The 17240-nt window shown below is 59.9% G+C and carries 19 protein-coding genes; 15 read left to right on the top strand and 4 right to left on the bottom strand.

The window, feature by feature from the left end:
* The 3 genes from AC0L7P_RS21015 to AC0L7P_RS21025 are packed head-to-tail and all read left to right on the top strand — an operon-like array spanning position 1 to position 2788.
* Positions 1-876: a carbohydrate ABC transporter permease gene (locus AC0L7P_RS21015; protein WP_473436065.1), complete on the top strand. Its 876-nt coding sequence runs from the start codon at positions 1-3 to the stop codon at positions 874-876.
* A complete protein-coding gene (locus tag AC0L7P_RS21020; protein ID WP_473436066.1) occupies positions 873-1733 on the top strand; it encodes a carbohydrate ABC transporter permease in 861 nt (286 codons plus the stop codon). The genes AC0L7P_RS21015 and AC0L7P_RS21020 overlap by 4 nt, the downstream gene beginning before the upstream one ends.
* Positions 1733-2788 carry an ABC transporter ATP-binding protein gene (locus tag AC0L7P_RS21025; RefSeq protein ID WP_473436067.1) on the top strand — a complete coding sequence of 352 codons (1056 nt, stop codon included), beginning with the start codon at positions 1733-1735 and terminating at the stop codon, positions 2786-2788. Before AC0L7P_RS21020 ends, AC0L7P_RS21025 begins: the two co-directional genes overlap by 1 nt.
* Here the strand turns inward: AC0L7P_RS21025 and AC0L7P_RS21030 are convergent.
* From AC0L7P_RS21030 to AC0L7P_RS21040, 3 genes are all read right to left on the bottom strand, one after another.
* On the bottom strand, positions 2785-3831 hold the full coding sequence (locus AC0L7P_RS21030; protein ID WP_473436068.1) for a LacI family DNA-binding transcriptional regulator: 1047 nt from the start codon (positions 3829-3831) through the stop codon (positions 2785-2787). The two genes, AC0L7P_RS21025 and AC0L7P_RS21030, sit on opposite strands and share 4 nt — an antisense overlap.
* A 250-nt stretch (positions 3832-4081) precedes the next feature.
* A complete protein-coding gene (locus AC0L7P_RS21035) occupies positions 4082-4783 on the bottom strand; it encodes a GntR family transcriptional regulator (protein WP_473436069.1) in 702 nt (233 codons plus the stop codon).
* Positions 4773-5150 (bottom strand): hypothetical protein, encoded by a 378-nt coding sequence (locus tag AC0L7P_RS21040; RefSeq protein WP_473436070.1) that lies wholly within the window; start codon positions 5148-5150, stop codon positions 4773-4775. The genes AC0L7P_RS21035 and AC0L7P_RS21040 overlap by 11 nt, the downstream gene beginning before the upstream one ends.
* A 128-nt stretch (positions 5151-5278) precedes the next feature.
* On the opposite strand from AC0L7P_RS21040, the gene AC0L7P_RS21045 reads away from it, so the two are divergent.
* From AC0L7P_RS21045 to AC0L7P_RS21100, 12 genes are all read left to right on the top strand, one after another.
* On the top strand, positions 5279-5476 hold the full coding sequence (locus AC0L7P_RS21045) for a hypothetical protein (RefSeq protein ID WP_473436071.1): 198 nt from the start codon (positions 5279-5281) through the stop codon (positions 5474-5476).
* A gap of 2 nt (positions 5477-5478) precedes the next feature.
* The gene (locus AC0L7P_RS21050) at positions 5479-5946 is read left to right on the top strand and encodes a UxaA family hydrolase (protein WP_473436072.1); all 468 of its coding nucleotides are present in this window, start codon (positions 5479-5481) and stop codon (positions 5944-5946) included.
* Between the two features lie 7 nt (positions 5947-5953).
* Complete coding sequence (locus AC0L7P_RS21055; protein WP_473436073.1) at positions 5954-6652, top strand: hypothetical protein; 699 nt, start codon at positions 5954-5956, stop codon at positions 6650-6652.
* A gap of 303 nt (positions 6653-6955) precedes the next feature.
* The gene (locus tag AC0L7P_RS21060) at positions 6956-7765 is read left to right on the top strand and encodes an HpcH/HpaI aldolase family protein (protein ID WP_473436074.1); all 810 of its coding nucleotides are present in this window, start codon (positions 6956-6958) and stop codon (positions 7763-7765) included.
* A complete protein-coding gene (locus tag AC0L7P_RS21065; RefSeq protein WP_473436075.1) occupies positions 7762-9210 on the top strand; it encodes an aldehyde dehydrogenase family protein in 1449 nt (482 codons plus the stop codon). The genes AC0L7P_RS21060 and AC0L7P_RS21065 overlap by 4 nt, the downstream gene beginning before the upstream one ends.
* A gap of 13 nt (positions 9211-9223) precedes the next feature.
* On the top strand, positions 9224-10324 hold the full coding sequence (locus tag AC0L7P_RS21070) for an enolase C-terminal domain-like protein (protein WP_473436076.1): 1101 nt from the start codon (positions 9224-9226) through the stop codon (positions 10322-10324).
* Entirely contained in the window at positions 10324-11202 is an 879-nt protein-coding gene (locus tag AC0L7P_RS21075) for a carbohydrate ABC transporter permease (RefSeq protein ID WP_473436077.1), read from the top strand. Before AC0L7P_RS21070 ends, AC0L7P_RS21075 begins: the two co-directional genes overlap by 1 nt.
* Positions 11203-11257: 55 nt before the next feature.
* Entirely contained in the window at positions 11258-12511 is a 1254-nt protein-coding gene (locus tag AC0L7P_RS21080) for an ABC transporter substrate-binding protein (RefSeq protein ID WP_473436078.1), read from the top strand.
* A gap of 58 nt (positions 12512-12569) precedes the next feature.
* Positions 12570-13457, top strand: coding sequence for a carbohydrate ABC transporter permease (locus AC0L7P_RS21085; RefSeq protein WP_473436079.1), 888 nt, complete (start codon positions 12570-12572; stop codon positions 13455-13457).
* A 14-nt stretch (positions 13458-13471) separates the two neighbouring features.
* Positions 13472-14539 carry an ABC transporter ATP-binding protein gene (locus AC0L7P_RS21090; RefSeq protein WP_473436080.1) on the top strand — a complete coding sequence of 356 codons (1068 nt, stop codon included), beginning with the start codon at positions 13472-13474 and terminating at the stop codon, positions 14537-14539.
* Positions 14536-15507 (top strand): aldo/keto reductase, encoded by a 972-nt coding sequence (locus tag AC0L7P_RS21095; RefSeq protein WP_473436081.1) that lies wholly within the window; start codon positions 14536-14538, stop codon positions 15505-15507. The genes AC0L7P_RS21090 and AC0L7P_RS21095 overlap by 4 nt, the downstream gene beginning before the upstream one ends.
* The gene (locus tag AC0L7P_RS21100) at positions 15504-16343 is read left to right on the top strand and encodes an amidohydrolase family protein (protein WP_473436082.1); all 840 of its coding nucleotides are present in this window, start codon (positions 15504-15506) and stop codon (positions 16341-16343) included. Before AC0L7P_RS21095 ends, AC0L7P_RS21100 begins: the two co-directional genes overlap by 4 nt.
* Before the next feature lie 152 nt (positions 16344-16495).
* On the opposite strand, the gene AC0L7P_RS21105 is transcribed toward AC0L7P_RS21100, so the two are convergent.
* Positions 16496-17167, bottom strand: a complete 672-nt coding sequence (locus AC0L7P_RS21105) for a GntR family transcriptional regulator (RefSeq protein ID WP_473436083.1) — start codon at positions 17165-17167, stop codon at positions 16496-16498.
* Between the last annotated feature and the right edge of the window lie 73 nt (positions 17168-17240).

Here is a 17240-nt window from a genome sequence, read left to right on the forward strand (position 1 = left end):
ATGCGCGATACTGCACTCAAGTGGGGGCTTCTGGCCCCCGCCCTTCTCATCAGCATCGCCATGCTGTTTTACCCGATCGTGCAATCGTTCTGGTATTCACTGCATGACTGGAACCTGACAATCAGCCCGAAACTCGGGCCGTTTATCGGCATCGACAACTATATCCGGTTGTTTACCGACGATCCGCGCTTTTGGGATAGTGTGTGGGTGTCTTGCGTTTTCTCCTTTTTCTCGGTGGTGGTTACGATTATCGCGGCAATGGCCATGGCCCTTTTGTTGCAGGGGGATCGCCCGCTAGAGGTGAACGTGCGTTCCATTCTGGTGCTTGCCTTTGCGATGTCACCGGCCCTTGTCGGTATTTCATGGCGGTTTCTTCTCAGCCCGGAATTCGGCGCGGCCGATGCGTTGATTGGGTGGCTGTTTCCACAATTTGCCGATGTGGCCATCCTTGCCAACTCAAACACGGCCATGGCGGCGCTTGTCCTTGTCGATATGTGGCACTGGGCGCCCTATTTCATGCTGACCTTCATCGGGGCGCTGGCGTCACTGCCCCAGGAAACGATCGAGGCGGGCAAAATCGATGGCGCGGGGCCGCTGCGCATTTTCTTCACGATCACCCTGCCACAGCTCAAGGGTGTTCTCGCGATTGCCATCCTGCTCAAGACGATCTTTTCGATCAAGATGCTGGAACAGGTCATTACAATGACCAAGGGCGGGCCAGGCACTGAAACCGCAACGGTGCCATATCAGGTCTATGAGACAGCGTTCAAATTCTATGACTTCGGCTATGCCGCTGCCATGGCCTATTTCCTTGCGTTTGCGATGCTTATTCTCGCGATGATCTATTCATGGATGCTGTTCGGAGGTCAAAAATGACGATACCCCGCACCCCGACCAAGGCGGAGCTTCGGACACGGCGCAACCGCAAACTGCTCTATTGGGGCAAACTGGCTGCCATTTGCGTCATCGCGGCGCTTTGGCTTTTGCCAGTGCTCTGGATTTCGGCGACGGCCTTCAAGGCCCCGAGCGAGGTCTTGTCGCTGAATATCCTGTTCACGCCGACGCTTGAGAATTTTGTTACGGCTTTCGGGCCGCTTTATGAACTGGGCGACCGAATTCTCAACAGCACGATTGTCACGGTTTTCACTCTGCTGATTGCCATTCCCACCTCGACAGCGGCGGCCTATGCGTTCTCAAGGTTCCGCTATCCGGGTGGGGCGGTTTGGCCTGTCGGTTTGTTGGCCACACAATTCGTGCCCGCCGTCATGATCATCATCCCGTTGTTTATCTTCTTCCGATCACTTGGTTTGCTGGATACGCGCATCGCCCTGATCGTGGTCAACCTGTCCATTGTCATTCCCTATGCCATCTGGATGATCAAAGGCTTCATCGACGCGCTGCCGATGGATATGGAAGAAGCGGCGATGATCGACGGGGCCTCGCGGTTTCGCGCCCTGATCGATGTGGTCGTGCCGGTTGCAATGCCGGGGATCATGACAGCGACGATTTTCTGCTTTGTCGTGACGTGGAACGAATTTTTCTTCGCATTGATCCTGAGCCGCGACGAATCTGTCACGCTGCCCGTCGCATTGATGAGCGCACGCACAGACAAGGGCGACGCCTGGGAAATCATGGCCGTGATCGGCCTCACAATCATGGTGCCGATGATGCTCATCTCAAGGGTGGTTCAACGGCATTTCCTTAAAGGTCTGACAGCTGGGGCAGTGAAATAATGGCATCTGTAGAACTCGAAAACATTGGTAAAACCTGGGGCCGCGTCGTTGGGGTGGCCACGCAATCCCTGTCGATCTCTGATGGTGAATTCATGGTGTTCCTTGGTCCGTCGGGCTGCGGTAAAACCACAACCATGCGGATGATCGCAGGTCTGCTGGAACCAAGCGAAGGCCGGATCCTGATTGACGGGGCCGACGTCACCTATGAACCGCCGAAAGACCGCGATATCGCAATGGTGTTTCAGAATTACGGGCTTTACCCGCATATGACGGTGGCCGACAACATCGCGTATCCGCTCAAGGTGCGCGGGATCGCCAAAGCGGAACGGAAAAAACAGATCAGGGACGTGGCCGAGAGGGTCGAATTGACCCAATTGCTTGACCGCCGCCCAAGCGCCCTTTCAGGTGGTCAGCGACAGCGCGTCGCCTTGGCCCGTGCGATTGTTCGCCGACCCAAGGTGTTCCTGATGGATGAACCGCTTTCCAATCTGGACGCACAACTGCGCGTTTCGATGCGCGCTGAAATCAAACACCTTCAACAGGAAATGGGCATCACAACCGTTTATGTGACACACGACCAGATTGAAGCACTGACACTCGCTGATCGCATCGTCATCATGCAAAAAGGCGTGATTCAGCAACTTGGCACCCCTGAGGAAATCTATAACACGCCCGCCAATCTGTTTGTGGCCAGCTTTATCGGCTCTCCGGCGATGAACCTGATCCACGGGTCGCTGCGTGATGGCGTATTCGAGGCGCCTGAAGTGTCGGTATCCCTGACATCACGGACAACGGAAACCCGTGAAAATGTTGTATTGGGAATACGGCCAGAAGATATCACGGTGAAACCTGCCGATGCGGCAATGATCCGTGGGCGCGTCTATAACTCTGAAATGACGGGGGATGCTGTTCTGGTGACGGCCGATTTTGGACCGGCGCGCGTATGTGCCCGGGCGGACCGGCACCTTCGGTTCAAACACAAAGAGACCGTCGGCTTCGATCTTGATCTCGATTTCGTTCATCTGTTTGACGAGAAAAGCGGCGCGCGTCTCTAATCACGTTCGGTCATGTCGATCCGGGCCGATTTTCGCAAGATGAATTGGCCCGGAATTCGGATGGTTCGCGTCGCAAGCTGGGGGTCATCCATTCGCTCGGCCAGCAAACGGAGCGCTTGCAGCGCCATTTCCACGATCGGTTGATGTATGGTGGTCAGTTCATAGCTGGGCCGCGCCGCTTCTGCGACATCATCAAAACCGATGATCGAGATGTCTTTTGGAACTGAAAGGCCCAGATCAAAGCGGCAGGCATCCATTGCCCCAAGTGCAAGCTGATCATTCGCACAGAAAACCGCGTCAGGCACGCCCTCGGTTTCCATCAGCGTCACAAACGCCGCGCGCCCGCCATTATAGGAAAAGTCGGTCCAGCAGCGCGGAACATGCGACACCCCGAGTTCGGCGCACCGGCTTACAAATGCTTCGACACGCAAACGGCTGACCGTGGCGGTCTTGGGCCCCTGAATGCAAATCAACCTGCGATGGCCAGCCGCGAACAGGCCACTGGCAATCTTGCGCCCCGCGTCTGCATGATCGGTTGCTATACTGTCGGCACCCTCGAAGGTTACCTCGCGGTTGAAAAAGACGACAGGCACGCCGCGCTGATGAAACCGCCCCATATCCTGCGCGGGCATCATGGCGCAGCAGATCAACCCATCCAGCGGATATTCCAGCGCAGTCTGGAGCGTTGGCCCGATTGCAGCGTCGTGATCGATCACCATCAAAAGCAACTGATTTCCTGCCGCCTGAAGGGCATTCCCCAGCTCGTAAACCAGTTCCGGGTTATTGCGGACGGTAAACTTCGTAACGATCACACCAATCATATTGGAGCGTTGCGTGATAAGAGAGCGCGCCAGGGCATTCGTGCTATAGCCAAGATCGGCCGCAATTTTCAGAACCCGTTCGCGCGTTTCCGACGATATTGCATTATCACGCTGAAAGCATCGCGATACGGTGGATTGTGCAACCCCCGCCGCCTTGGCAACGTCATAAGAGGTAGCTCTGCGCGATCGGTTGGTTTTCCGGCCTTTTGGAGCTGATTTCAAGTCACGGTCCTTCGGTGTATTTGTTGAAGTATGAAAGACATCTTGCGCAGAGGCAATGATTTCAGCCCGATCGGGTCAGACAACGGCCGGCTTGGCAGCATAGGGCGCGCTGGAGTTACGAAATGGGCTGAACAGGGTTCAAAAGGCCCCTGCCGCCGCTGCGTCCACATATGACATAGGTCGCGATGACTGGTTGGCTGATCCGGTTTCCAGGCTTGGCGGTTTCGCCCGCCCTGCCACAAAGCGGCCCTTAATATTCGATCGCGTCAAGAAATCTTTGTTGCGCGGTATTGAGATGCTCTTCGAGAAGTTGCGACGCCGCTTCCGGGTTTTTATCCCGGATCGCATTCAGGATTTCCAGATGTTCGGCAAAGGCTTCTCCGAGGCTGAGGTATCTCGGAGGCAGTTGCAGACGCACCAGCATTTGTTTGGTCTTGAGATTCCTGAACACCTCGTCGATCAGAGAGCTGCCCAATGCGTGCAGAAAGGCCTGGTGCATGTCCCAATCCAATGTGGTCCGACGGCGCACGAGGGCCTGGCGTTGTTCGACCGTTTCGGTCGAGGCTGCCATGATATCCAATGTCTTGCGGCGCAGCGCCTCAACCTCCGCTGGATCATGGTTAAGCGCGTATGCGCGGACTGCCGGGATCTCGACCAATCGACGCAACTGATAGATCTCACGCACCTCGTCAGCATCTATTTCATGCAGAACCACGCCCTTCTTGGCAATCAGTTCGACGATTCCTTCGGCTTCCAGCCGTTTCAATGCCTCGCGCACTGCGGTAATGGTCGATCCGGTGGCGTCGCATATCTCGCGCTGCGTGACCAACCGCCCGGGGCGGAATGTGCCCTGCATCAGGCACTTCAGGAACCGCTCATAGGCGCCCGAGCGCTGGACCGGCGCCGTCTGGGTTGATGGTTCTTCGGTCGGGGCGTTGACTTCACTGCGCACGTTCAGTCTCCAAAATGATTTCCTGCAAAATGTTTTCGTCGGGGTCGCAATTCCAGACGTGGCTGTTTGTTGGTCTTGTCGCGCGGGCCCAATCCATCAAAATTCGCTTTCTTGGTGCCCGCCGATCCATGATTTGCGCAATAGTCCCGACGTCCCAGCTCTTTACTACGCGCAAGCAGAGTGCCTTTTCAACCGAGGCCTGTTCCCGCCTGCCTCCCAGGTTGGTGGTTTCGTTCGAAACAGGCACCAGAGAGTAACCATCGCTGATCGGCAAAGACAGGGGCCGGCGATCATCAAAGGCGGCCTGCCACGCTTTTCTCCGGGCATGGTGATCGGACAAAACGAAAGGAATATTGGGCGCGGACATAGGCAGAGGCCCCCTTTGTGGCTGCAAAAAGATAATTGACTTGGGGGGCTTCTCTGTCAAATCTTTTCTGAGAGCTTAGCAAGGCTCCCAATAACAGCGTCGTCTTATGCGGCTGGGAGGGTCACATATTGCAACGTAATTTCAAGACCTTGTCGGGTTCTACCCTAGGGGTGTCACCGCTGACAGGACTGACCCGCCGTTTGACGGTGCAGCAACGCATTGATGGCCATTGCCATTCCTGGTGGGGCGATCCGATGCCCAAAGGCCAATCGGCGAATGCATTGGCCGAGAGCCTGGCGGATGCCACAGAACAGGTGTTCTTCTGATCATGTCCACGACAACCTCTCCCCAAACCTTTCTGGGCTATCCCCGGCCCCATGGGCGGCCGGGGGTTCGCAACCATCTGCTTGTTCTGAACACCACCGGCCTGACCGACGCCGCCGCGCGTCGGGTGGCAGCGGCTGTTCCGGGCGCGGTTTTTGCCGGAACGATGTATGGCATGGGTATGGTCGGACGGGACGCCGCGTTTCACCTGGCTGCGTTGTCCGGGCTGGCGACGCACCCCAATTGCGGCGCAGTGTTGTTGATCGGAGCAGACCGCACACGCCTGGATCAGATGATCGCGGCGCTGAAACCCACGGGGCGCCCTTTTGCGGCGCTCGGCTTTGACGACACTGGCCACGACGCGCATTTGCTCAGCCAGCGTGGGATCTGCGAGGCCGCAAGGCTTTTGCGGGATCTGTCGGCCCAACGGCCCCGGGACTGCCCGATAAGCGAGCCTGTTTCTGGGGCTTGAATGCGGATTGTCAGACCCGTCGTCAGGGCTGGCGACCAACCCGTTGCTGGGCCATATCGCGGATTGGCTGGTGGATGCAGGCGGCAGCGTGGTGCTGGGCGAAAGCATCGAATGGCTGGGAACCGAGGATGAACTGGCGCGCCGGGCGGCAACGCCAGAGGTGGGTCAGGCGCTTAAACGCGCCGTGACGCGACGGCTGGACCTTGCGCAGGTGGCGGGGCTGGATCTGCTGGGCACCAATCCCAACGCCGCCAATATCAAGGCCGGGCTAAGCACCATCGAAGAAAAGGCCAGCGGTGCGGTGCTCAAGGCCGGGACGCGGCCAATCCAATCGGTTCTGGCCTATGCCGAGGCCCCCGCCACACCCGGGCTTCATTTCATGGACGCGCCAAGCTATTCGCCGGAATCCCTGACCGGATTCGTCGCCTCGGGGGCGCAAATGATCCTGTTTACCACCGGGCTGGGCAACAGCTATTGCAGCGCGCTCGCCCCGACCCTGAAGCTGAGCGCGAACGCGGCAACGGTGCAAACTCTGAACCGCCAGATCGACTTTGACGCCTCGGATGCGCTGGCTGGTCGGACAATGGCAGACCTGGCCGCAGAGTTGCTTGCCCAAATCATCGCAACCGCCTCGGGCCAACTGACCTTTGGCGAAATCATGGGCGAAGGCAATGAATCCATCAGCCGGTTCGGAGAGGCAATATGAGCGACCCACAAACCAATGTGGCGGCCCATCTGGTCGCCCCCGACGATATGGTGGCCTATCTGCTGGCCACCGCCACACCGGGCACCGGGGTGCGCCTTCAGGGTGCGGGAACGGGGGCCGGGTCACACTACACGAGACGGTCCCGGTCTTTCACAAGATCGCCCTGCGCGACATCCGCGCAGGCGAAACCATCTGGCGCGGAGGTTGGCCCATCGGGCGGGCCACGGCCGACATCGCGACGGGCGCGCATGTGCATACGCACAACCTCGTCAGTGCCTATTCAACGGTTTTGAAGGAAACAGAATGACCGAAACTTTGCCGCGCACCTTGGAAAAAGGGCGAGTCTTTAAAAAGAAGCTGGCCGATGGCCTGGCCGTTTCCGGCGCATGGTCGACCCTTGGTTCACCCGAGGTTGCCTGTCTGATGGCCCGCGCCGGATTGGATTATCTGCTGGTCGATCTGGAGCATGGACGCGGCGGCATTGACGGGCTGGCCGCGCAGGTACAGGCGTTGGCCGGGTTTGACACCGCAGTGATGGTGCGCCTGCCTGATCACGATGCGGGCAGCGTCAAACGCTGTCTGGATGCAGGCGCGAACGCCCTTTTGGTGCCGCAGGTCGACACCGCCGACATGGCGACGCGAGTATTGGAAGCGGCGCTGTTTCCGACCGAGGGGCGGCGCGGCGTTGCCGTGGGCGCGATCCAGGCCGCCGATTGGGGGTATGAGGCCGGGGCCTATTTCACCCATGCCAATGACGCGCTGACGGTGCTGGTGCAGATCGAATCGCCCGAAGCGGTTGCCAATCTGGACGATATCCTCGCCCTGCCCCGGCTGGATGGGGTTTTTGTGGGTCCGAACGATCTTTCTGCGGCGATGGGGCTGTTCCGGCAATTCGATGCACCCGCCTTCCGCGAAGCCATAGATCTGGTGCTCACGGCCACACTGGCGGCGGGCAAGGTCTTTGGCGCGTTGCCCGCGCCACATCTGGAGGTCACGACATTGGTGCAGCGTGGCGCGCAGGTTGTGCCCGCCGGATCTGACCAGACAATGTTGCGCGCAGGTGCGCAGGCGATGATTGCCGGACTGGCCAAAGCTGTGGAGGGCCGGTCATGAACGCCGCAAAGATCGAAGTGCAGCCGCCGGTTTTGCCGTCACCGCCAGACGGGTCAGGGCCACAGGATTTTGAGACCCGTGACCCCGCGCTGGGTCATGTCGTCGGGCGCTATGCCAGCGCGTCACCCGAGGATATTGCCGCAACATTGGCTGCGGCGCGGCAGGGGTTTGCCGCATGGTCAGGCCGGACGGTCAATCAACGGTGCGATCTCTTGGGCGATTGGCTGACCCGGATCGAGGCACAGGGCGATGAACTGGCCGCCGAGATGACCGATGAACAGGGCAAGCCGCTGGCCGAGTCAAAGGCCGAAATCGGAAAATCCCTGCGCGAAGCACGGCAAATGCTGGGCTTTGCCCGGTCCCATGGCGGCGAAACCTTGCCGGGGCGCGGCCCGGGGTGGACCAACATGATCCTGCGCCGTCCCCGTGGGGTGGTTTTGGCGATCACCCCGTGGAATTTTCCGGTGCTGACACCCCTGCGCAAACTGGTTCCGGCCCTGGCCACAGGCAATGCCGTGGTGTTGAAACCGTCGGAATTCACCCCCGCAGCGGCAATGCGCCTGGTGCGCGCCGCCGAGGGGATTTTGCCCGAGGGCGCGCTTTGCCTGGTCAATGGTGCGGGAACCGTCGCTGCCGGGCTTGTCGCGGCAAATGAAATTGACGCGATTTCCTTTACCGGGTCGGTGGCCACCGGGCGTTCTATCGCGGCGGTCGCGGGGGGCAATCTCGTGCCCGTCTCGCTGGAACTGGGCGGCAAGAACGCGGCCATCATCGACCGGGTTGCCGATCTGGATGCGGCGCTGGACGCAATCGCCGGCGCGGCGTTCCAATGCTCGGGCCAACGCTGTACCGCCATCAGCCGGGTGATCGTGCAAGACGAGGTATACGATGCCGCCTGCCAAGGGCTGATCCGCCGGATGACGGCGCTGACGGCCGGGCCGGGGCGCGCGGCAACGACATCGCTGGGGCCAATCACGACCCAGGCGCAACTGGACCGGATCACGCAACTTGTGCGTGCCGCAGAACTTGACGGCGCCAAGGTGCTGACCGGGGGGCAACGATTGACACCCGATAGCGCGCCAGAGGGGCTCTTTTTTGCCCCAACGCTTCTGGCCACCGATGACCCGGAAAACCCGGCATCGCAGGATGAAATCTTTGGCCCCGTACTGACGATTTCGCGCTATCGCTCTGATGATGAGGCATTGGCACTGGCCAATGCCACCGCCTTTGGCCTGACCAGTGCGATCTTTACCGACCGGCTTGATTTTGCCCAACGCGCGATGAACGAGCTTCAGACCGGCATGATCCACGTCAATCACGGCACCGCCCCTGATGACAACATGCCCTTTGTCGGTATCCGCGCCTCTGGCCTTGGCACCGGGTCTGTCGGCCCCTCTACCCTTGATTTTTACACGACAGAACACGCCGCCTATCTGGCGGGCTGAAGGAACATTTTTCATGAAATTCACCAACATCGAAATTCGCGCCTGCCGGCACGAACCCGACCGAGCCTATAGCCTGAAAGACGGCAAGCCGATCGACTTTGAGTTTCTCGCCATGCGCTTTGACACCGACGAGGGGCTGAGTGTCGAAACCTTCGGTTTTGCCGGGCGCAGCGCGCTGGCCATGGGCGCCGTCTCGGCGGAACTGCTGCGGCCTTTCTTTTTGGGGCGCGATCCCGATTACCGCGAACAGCACTGGCATGATTATCGCCGGTTCAACCGCGCGTGGAATTTCACGCCGTCGTATGCCTATGCGCCGTATGACATCGCCTGCCATCTGGCACAGGCACAGGCGGCGGGCGTACCGCTTTACAAACATCTGGGTGCAGTACGCGACGCGGTGCCGATCTATGGATCATCCCTGACCCTGCCCACGGCACAGGCCTATGCAGATGAGGCCAAAGCACTTCAGGCACGGGGGTGGGCCGCCTACAAACTGCACCCCCCGGCGGATATCGGCATCGCGTTCGAGGCGCACCGGCTTTGCCGCGAAGCCGTCGGGCCGGATTTCCGCCTGATGTCCGATCCGGTCAGCAACTTCAATTTTCAGCAGAACCTGCATTTCGGAAAGATGTTGGAAGAACTGAATTATTACTGGCTCGAAGAACCGATGTTCGATGAATGCCATGGGTCCATGCGCGAACTGACCCGCGCGTTGCGCATTCCCGTCGTTGGCGGCGAAACCGCGGAAAATCACCCGGCTGGCGTGGCCGAACTGGTGGCGACCCGGGCGGTGGATATCGTGCGGGGCGATGCATCGTGGTCTGGTGGCATCACCGGGCTGATGAAAACCGCGCATCTTGCCGAAGCCCACGGGATGAACTGCGAAATCCACACCGCGATCTATCACCCTCTGGAACTGGTGAACCTGCATTGCGCCGCTGCGATCCGCAACAACGAGTTTTTCGAGGTGTTGGTGCCCGAAGACCTTTTTGCCATCGGCCTGAAGGCCCCGATCGACATCCGCGACGGTCAGGCCCACTTGCCACAGGGACCGGGCCTCGGCATCGCGCTGGATTGGGATTTCATCGACAACGCGACATTGAAGGTGCTGTGATGGCAGATATCGCCCAGCCTGACGGCTCTGGCCGGAGTGTAAACGAAGAACGCCGCCGCCGCTGGCGGCAGGTGGCGATCTATGCCGGGCTCGCAATCGTCACCTTTGTCATGGTCTTTCCGATCCTCTGGATGGTGTCGGTGTCCCTAAAACCAACAACCGAAACTTTCTCACTGCCGCCCCGGCTCATCCCGGAGGATATCAACTGGGGCGGTTACCTGAAGGTCATGACCGACCCCAAGTTTCGCGCGTTCCTGATCAACAGCTATGTTGTCGGCCTTGCCGTTACCGCGCTGTCGCTGGTGATCGGCACGCTCGCCGCATTCGGGTTCTCGCGCTATCGCTTCTTTGGCGACCGGGTGGCGAAACTTTTTGTCATTACGACCCAGATGGTGCCAACGATCACGCTGCTGATCCCTTATTTCGGCGTCATCGTCTTTCTCGGGCTTTATGACACGCTCTGGGGCCTGATCCTGACTTACCTGACCTTTGCACTGCCCTATTCCATCGTGATGATGAACGGCTATCTCGATACGATCCCCAAGGATTTTGACGAAGCTGCCACGATCGACGGCTGCACGCCCCTGGGCGTGCTGGTGCGGGTGTTGTTGCCGGTGGCGCTGCCGGGGATCATCTCGACCGCTGTCTATACCTTCCTTCTGGCCTGGAACGAATTCCTTTTTGCGCTGGCGCTGACCCGGTCAATGGACATGCGCACCGTCCCGGTGGGGATTTCGATGATGGTGGGCGAATTCGGCCTGAAGTGGGACGAGATGATGGCCTTTTCAGTCATCGGGTCTCTGCCGGTGCTGATCCTGTTCATGTTCGTTCAAAGATTTGTCGTCGGCGGCCTGTCCGCAGGGGGCGTCAAAGGGTGAAAAGCCCGAAAACCCGGGCGGATGCCCCGGAAAACCAAAGTGGAGGAGACTACCAATGATGAAAACCAAATACCGCTTGTCCGCATGGGCACTGGCCGCCGCAACGGCGCTGACCCCCATCGCATCGCAGGCGACCGAAATCGAATGGCTGCAATGGTTCGCGGCCGAAAACACCAACGGGTTTTATGACGATCTTGTCGCCGAATTCGAGGCGCAGCACCCGGATATCACGGTCAAGCTGGTGACCCAGCCCTTTGGCAAAGTGCGCGAAAGCATCGTGACGGACAATGCCATTGGCGTGGGGTCGGACGTGCTTGGGCTGAATATGCCCTGGACCAAGGAATTTCTTGATATTGGCATTCTGGCGCCGCTGGATGAATACCTTGCCCGTGACGACAACAGCTTTGCCACCTCTGATCTGGTCGAAGCGCCGATCGGCAAGATCGACGGCCATACCTGGATGGTGCCGCTCAACGCCTTTCCCTTTGTGATGCATGTGAACATGGCGCTTGTGCATGAGGCAGGCTTTGACGCGCCACCGACCACATGGGACGAACTGGCCACGCAGGCCAAGGCGATCTCGGCACTGGCGGATGGCACCTCGGGTATCGGCATGCCGTTCAGTTCCCAGCCCCCGTCAAACGGCCCGATCCTGACATTCCTGCCGCTGCTTTACGCGCATGGCGGGCGGATCATGGATGGCACGACGCCGAATTTCGACAACCCCAAGGTGGTTGAAACGCTGCAATTTCTCAAGGATCTGTCCGATGCAGGCGGTATCGCACCGGGGGCCGCCTCGCGCACCGGGGGCGTCGATCTGGAAGAATTCATTGCCGGGCGCACCGGTTTCCTGATCTCGCCCGGCGTGCACTCCAGCTCGATCACCAGCCGCAATCCTGACCTCGACTATGCGCTTGTCCGCGTTCCGACCGATGGCGCGACGGCCTATCGCGTACACGGCTGGGAGCTCGGCATCGCCGCCGACAGCCCCAACAAGGAAGAAGCCTGGGCCTTTGTGAATTTCCTTCTCAGCCCGGACGTCAACGCGCGCGCCGCCAAGGCGGCAAATGCACTGCCGGGCAACCTGGCGGCGCTGGATACGGTACGCGAAGGTGCTGATGAAAGTCTGCTCAAACAGATGGACATCCTGTCGGGCGATACCCCCGTCGAGGAGATGCGCCAATCGCCAAAAGCCGCTGCAAGCTGGTCTGTCATGACCGAGGAAATCCAGGCCATGCTGCGCGGCGATCAAACCCCCGAAGAGGCCGCCGCCGCCGTTCAGGCACGCTGGATGGATCTGGCCAAGTGATACGCCCGGGCCGGGCGTACCTTTTGCGCCCGGTCCACCATGCAAGAAGGACTTCAAAGTGACCTCAACCATTCGCCAGATGATCCCCCGGGGCACGCCTTACCTGTTCCTGCTGCCGGGGCTGGTGATCCTCGGCGCGCTGCTGTCTGTGCCGCTTTACAAGGTGGTCGAATACTCGCTCTACGACAATGTGATCGTCGAGCGGAACCCGACCTATGTTGGCCTCGACAACTATAAAGCCCTGTTCACTGATCCCGGGTATTGGAGCGCGGGATTCAACACCGTCGTCTTTACCGTGGGGTCGGTGCTGGGCCATATGATCGTCGGTATCGGGCTGGCCCTTTTGGTCAATACCGATATCTCGCCGCGCGCGCGCACCTTTTTTCGCTCGATGTTGGTGATGCCGTGGATCTTTACCGCCGTTGTGGTGGCGTTGAACTGGCAATTGCTGCTCAACCCTTTCGGCCTGATCAACTATGGCCTGCAATGGTTGGGCCTGACATCCGAGCCGTTGGATTGGTTGGGCGATCCCGGCCTTGCCATGTGGTCGCTTTTGCTGATCTCTACCTGGCGCGGCTATCCGTTTATCATGGTCAGTTTCCTGTCCGGGCTGCAAACCGTCCCGCGTGAATTGTATGAGGCCGCCGAAATCGACGGCGCGGGGTTCTGGCACAAGTTCTGGCACGTCACCCTGCCGCAGCTTAAACCGGTGATCCTCGGGGTTGCGCTGCTTGATCTGATCTGGACCTTTCAGCTTTTCCCGCTGGTTTGGCTGGCCACCGGCGGCGGTCCCGGCCGCGCGACAGAGGTGTTGTCAACTTTGACGTTCCGCCTTGCCTTTGTCGATTTTCAGTTCAGCCAGGCCGCCACGGTCGCCGTGTCCATCCTCGTCATCTCGGCGGCCTTCACGCTGCTTTATCTGCGCAACGAAGCGCGCCGTCTGTAAGCCCGGAGTTTCCCATGTCACGTATTGAAATCCGAAACCTCGTGAAGATGTATGGCGCCCATCAGGCGCTGCACGGGATCGACATCTCGATCCAGCCGGGCGAATTCTGCGTCCTCGTCGGCCCGTCAGGCTGTGGCAAATCCACCACCCTGCGCATGGTCGCCGGGTTGGAAACCATCAGCGGCGGTGAAATTGCCATCGGTAACCGGGTGGTCAACGGACTGCGCCCCAAGGAACGGGGCATCGCCATGGTGTTTCAGAACTATGCGCTGTATCCGGCAAAGACCGTCTACAACAACATGGCGTTTTCGCTGCAACTGTCGCGCATGCCAAAGCCGGAAATCCAGCGCCGCGTGCGCGAGGTGGCCGAGATTCTTGAACTGACGCCGCTGCTGGAACGCAAACCCGGCGCCCTGTCAGGTGGTCAGCGCCAGCGGGTTGCCATGGGCCGCGCCATCGTGCGTGACCCCGAAGTGTTTCTGTTTGACGAACCCTTGTCGAACCTCGACGCCAAGCTGCGCGGCCAGATGCGGGCCGAGATCAAGCGCCTGCATCAGCGGCTGGAAAACACCATCATTTACGTCACCCATGATCAGGTCGAGGCGATGACCCTGGCCGACCGCATCGTCATCATGCGCGACGGGCGGATCGAACAACAGGGCACGCCGGACGCGATTTTCCACGATCCCGATACCGTCTTTGTCGCCGGATTCATGGGCAGCCCGCCGATGAACCTTGTGGAATGCATGGTGACACCAACGGGGTTGAAACTGGGTGACATTGATATCCCCTGCTCTATGCCCGCATCCCTGCGCGTGGATGACAAAGTGATCTGTGGCATCCGTCCTGATGATATCCGTCCTGCGGCAGACCTGCCCGACGGGCCTTCGGCCACGTTGCCCGTCGATCTGATCGAGCAGTTGGGCACCGAAAAGCTGGTGCATTTCCGTGTCGGCAAACATGCACTGGTCGGCAAGACCGGCGGGCGTGTGGATATGGCCGAAGGGAGTTCGCATCCGCTGGCCTTTGATATGACCCATGCCTATTTCTTTGACCCCGAAACCGAACGGCGCATCCGATGAACAGGGCCAGTGCATCCGATCCCGTCAAGGTGCGGCCTGTCGTGCCCGTTGGCCTTGGCTTTGGTCTGTTGGGCACGACCAACACCGCACCGATCCCGGAGTCCGAGGCCGAACGCATGTTTGCCGCCGCTTGGGATATGGGCATCCGCCGCTTTGATACTGCGCCGCTTTATGGCGGTGGGCTGTCCGAGGAACGGTTGGGGCGGTTGCTGCGCGATATGCCGCGCGATGCCTTTGTGCTGTCCTCGAAGGTCGGGCGTTATCGCGATTATGCCGCGGCGGTCAGCAACCCCAAGGACAACCCCGGTGACTGGCGCGATTACAGCCGCGATGCCACGTTGCGTTCGGTCGAGCAGAGCCTGACGCGGCTGGGGGTAGATCGGCTCGACATCGTTTTCGTCCACGATTGCGATGATCGGCCAGACGCGGCCCTTGATGGCGCACTGCCGGCACTGGCAGAGCTGAAAACGCAGGGCGTGGTTGGCGCCATCGGGTGTGGCAGCAATGTTGCCGCCACCCACCTGGCCTTGCTGCGCGAGGCCGAACTTGACCTGCTGATGGTCGCCGGACGGTTCACCCTGCTGGATCAATCTGCGGCGGGGGCGTTGTTCCCGCTTTGCCTTGATCGAGGGGTAAACGTGGAACTGGCAGCGCCCTTCAACTCGGGCATCCTTGCCACCGGGCCGGACGCCCCCGGCACCCGGTTTGATTATCAGACCCCGGATGACAAGACCCGCACCAAGGTCCGTGCCATTCAACAGATTTGCGCGAAACACGGCGTCGGGCTCAAACGTGCGGCCCTGCACTACAGCGCCCTGCACCCGGCGGTGACGCGGCTTGTGCTGGGGCTGACCGATCCCGAAGGGCTGCAATCGAACTTTGACGACCTTGCAGCGCCCGTACCCGAAACCCTGTGGCCCGCGCTGGCCGCGATCGGCATCCCGTCCCCCATCGGAGATTTCGCATGACCCGCACAGCTATCGACGCCCACGTGCATATCTGGGATCGCACACGGGGCGAAACCTTCATTGCCGAACAACAGTTTCCGGTGCTGACCGACAAGGCGTTTTTGCCAAAAGATGTCGCCCCGGTTTTGGCTGAAACAGGTGCGACCGCTGCCGTTCTCGTGCATGGGCCGGCCACGGTGGACCATGCGCTGCATTGTCTTGACCTTTGTGACCGTCATGATGTCTTTCGGTCGGTGGTTGGATGGGTTGATCTGCGCGATCCATCATGCGGCGCGGAATTGCATGAACAGGCGGCGCATCCTGCCTTTCGCGGCGTCCGGTTCACGCCGTTTCTGGACAAGAACCCCGAGGCATATCTTCGCAGCGATGCGGCCTTGCAGACTTGTGCGGCGCTTCAGGATCGGGGGCACCTTGTCGAAATACTGGCGTCGCCCCCGCTGTTCGATGCGGTGGCGGCAATCGCGGCGACCCATCCCGGCCTGCCGGTCGTTGTGGCGCATTTCGGCCTGCCGGACGGTCGGCCGGAAAATTTTGATAGCTGGCGTCAGTCGATGGCCAAACTGGCGCGTCTGGGCAATGTTCATGTCAAACTGTCCGGCCTGCCGTTTTGTGGTGATCTGGATCGTGACAGCCGGATGGCGCAACGCCATGTTGCCGCAATGATTGATCTTTTCGGCGCCAACCGCCTGCTCTATGCGAGCAACTGGCCAGTCGCGACGGCCCTTGCCCGGCCCGCGTATTGGCGCGACCTGCTCGACGCGGCTCTCATAGCGCTAAAGGTCTGTGACACGGAGTGTCGGGCGTTGTACCACGACAACGCGGCAGGGTTGTACTGAGGCCCTCGTAGGTTTGCCGAATGTGATCACCCTCCGACATGGCCGCGATTGTGAGGATCATTGCAAAGCCCGGTTGGCACATCGATGCCCTTTGATGGTGAAAATCACCCGGGCGCCGTCATCAGGGCGCGATCCGGGCGGTGCGTTGCACCTTAGAAAGCGGTGTTGGCGGACAACCCAAGCGCGCGGATCTGCTGTGACATCTGAACAAAAGACCCGTCCACGTGTTTGCAGATCACGAGATGCGCACGCGCGGCATCATGGGCCCGACAGGCGGCGACGATTTCGTCATGCTCTTCCTTGATTGTCTCGAACCGCGCCGGTGAAATCCGCAACCTTGCCGCCTGCACGTTCAGCGAAGTCCGCAGGTTGTGCCAAATCTCGGCGGCGGTCTGGTTATAGTGGTTGCGGCTGAAAATATCGTGAAATTCAAAATCCAGCTTGCGAAAGGCGCGCTGCTCGGCGTGCGGCGTCGCCTTGATCTGCTGCTGGATCGCGTCGAGTTCATCGACCATTTCGGACGAGGCGTAATCGGCGAACCAGGTGACGAAATAGGGCTCCAGCATCTGAAGCACCTCAAAGACGTTCTGCAAAAACCCGGTATCCGTCGGGCGGATCGTGGCCCCCCTGTTGGGGTGGATCTGAACGAAACCTTCGCCCTGCATCCGGCGCAGAACCTCGCGCACGGGGCTGGTGCTGACGCCAAACCGTTCCGCCAGTTCCGACACCTTGAGCCGCTGCCCACCGGCAAGCCGCCCTTCATAGATATCGTCAAGGATCGCCTCGTACAGCGAGGTATCTTCGGAACGGTCGTCTTTTGCCATGCGCCAAGCCCGCTTGTTCGGATTAGCAGCCACTATAACCAAGCCTCCTCGTCGGGACCATAGCGCACAGATG

Source organism: Oceaniglobus sp. K40-3, from assembly GCF_055808395.1.

What these genes read in the sequence shown, in the direction of transcription:
- AC0L7P_RS21060 (WP_473436074.1), top strand. Translation starts at nt 6,956, where the DNA reads ATGACCGAAACTTTGCCGCGCACCTTGGAAAAAGGGCGAGTCTTTAAA.
- AC0L7P_RS21025 (WP_473436067.1), top strand. Translation starts at nt 1,733, where the DNA reads ATGGCATCTGTAGAACTCGAAAACATTGGTAAAACCTGGGGCCGCGTC.
- AC0L7P_RS21105 (WP_473436083.1), bottom strand. Translation starts at nt 17,167, where the DNA reads ATGGCAAAAGACGACCGTTCCGAAGATACCTCGCTGTACGAGGCGATC.
- AC0L7P_RS21040 (WP_473436070.1), bottom strand. Translation starts at nt 5,150, where the DNA reads ATGTCCGCGCCCAATATTCCTTTCGTTTTGTCCGATCACCATGCCCGG.
- AC0L7P_RS21090 (WP_473436080.1), top strand. Translation starts at nt 13,472, where the DNA reads ATGTCACGTATTGAAATCCGAAACCTCGTGAAGATGTATGGCGCCCAT.
- AC0L7P_RS21080 (WP_473436078.1), top strand. Translation starts at nt 11,258, where the DNA reads ATGATGAAAACCAAATACCGCTTGTCCGCATGGGCACTGGCCGCCGCA.
- AC0L7P_RS21075 (WP_473436077.1), top strand. Translation starts at nt 10,324, where the DNA reads ATGGCAGATATCGCCCAGCCTGACGGCTCTGGCCGGAGTGTAAACGAA.
- AC0L7P_RS21100 (WP_473436082.1), top strand. Translation starts at nt 15,504, where the DNA reads ATGACCCGCACAGCTATCGACGCCCACGTGCATATCTGGGATCGCACA.
- AC0L7P_RS21095 (WP_473436081.1), top strand. Translation starts at nt 14,536, where the DNA reads ATGAACAGGGCCAGTGCATCCGATCCCGTCAAGGTGCGGCCTGTCGTG.
- AC0L7P_RS21070 (WP_473436076.1), top strand. Translation starts at nt 9,224, where the DNA reads ATGAAATTCACCAACATCGAAATTCGCGCCTGCCGGCACGAACCCGAC.
- AC0L7P_RS21050 (WP_473436072.1), top strand. Translation starts at nt 5,479, where the DNA reads ATGTCCACGACAACCTCTCCCCAAACCTTTCTGGGCTATCCCCGGCCC.
- AC0L7P_RS21020 (WP_473436066.1), top strand. Translation starts at nt 873, where the DNA reads ATGACGATACCCCGCACCCCGACCAAGGCGGAGCTTCGGACACGGCGC.
- AC0L7P_RS21065 (WP_473436075.1), top strand. Translation starts at nt 7,762, where the DNA reads ATGAACGCCGCAAAGATCGAAGTGCAGCCGCCGGTTTTGCCGTCACCG.
- AC0L7P_RS21015 (WP_473436065.1), top strand. Translation starts at nt 1, where the DNA reads ATGCGCGATACTGCACTCAAGTGGGGGCTTCTGGCCCCCGCCCTTCTC.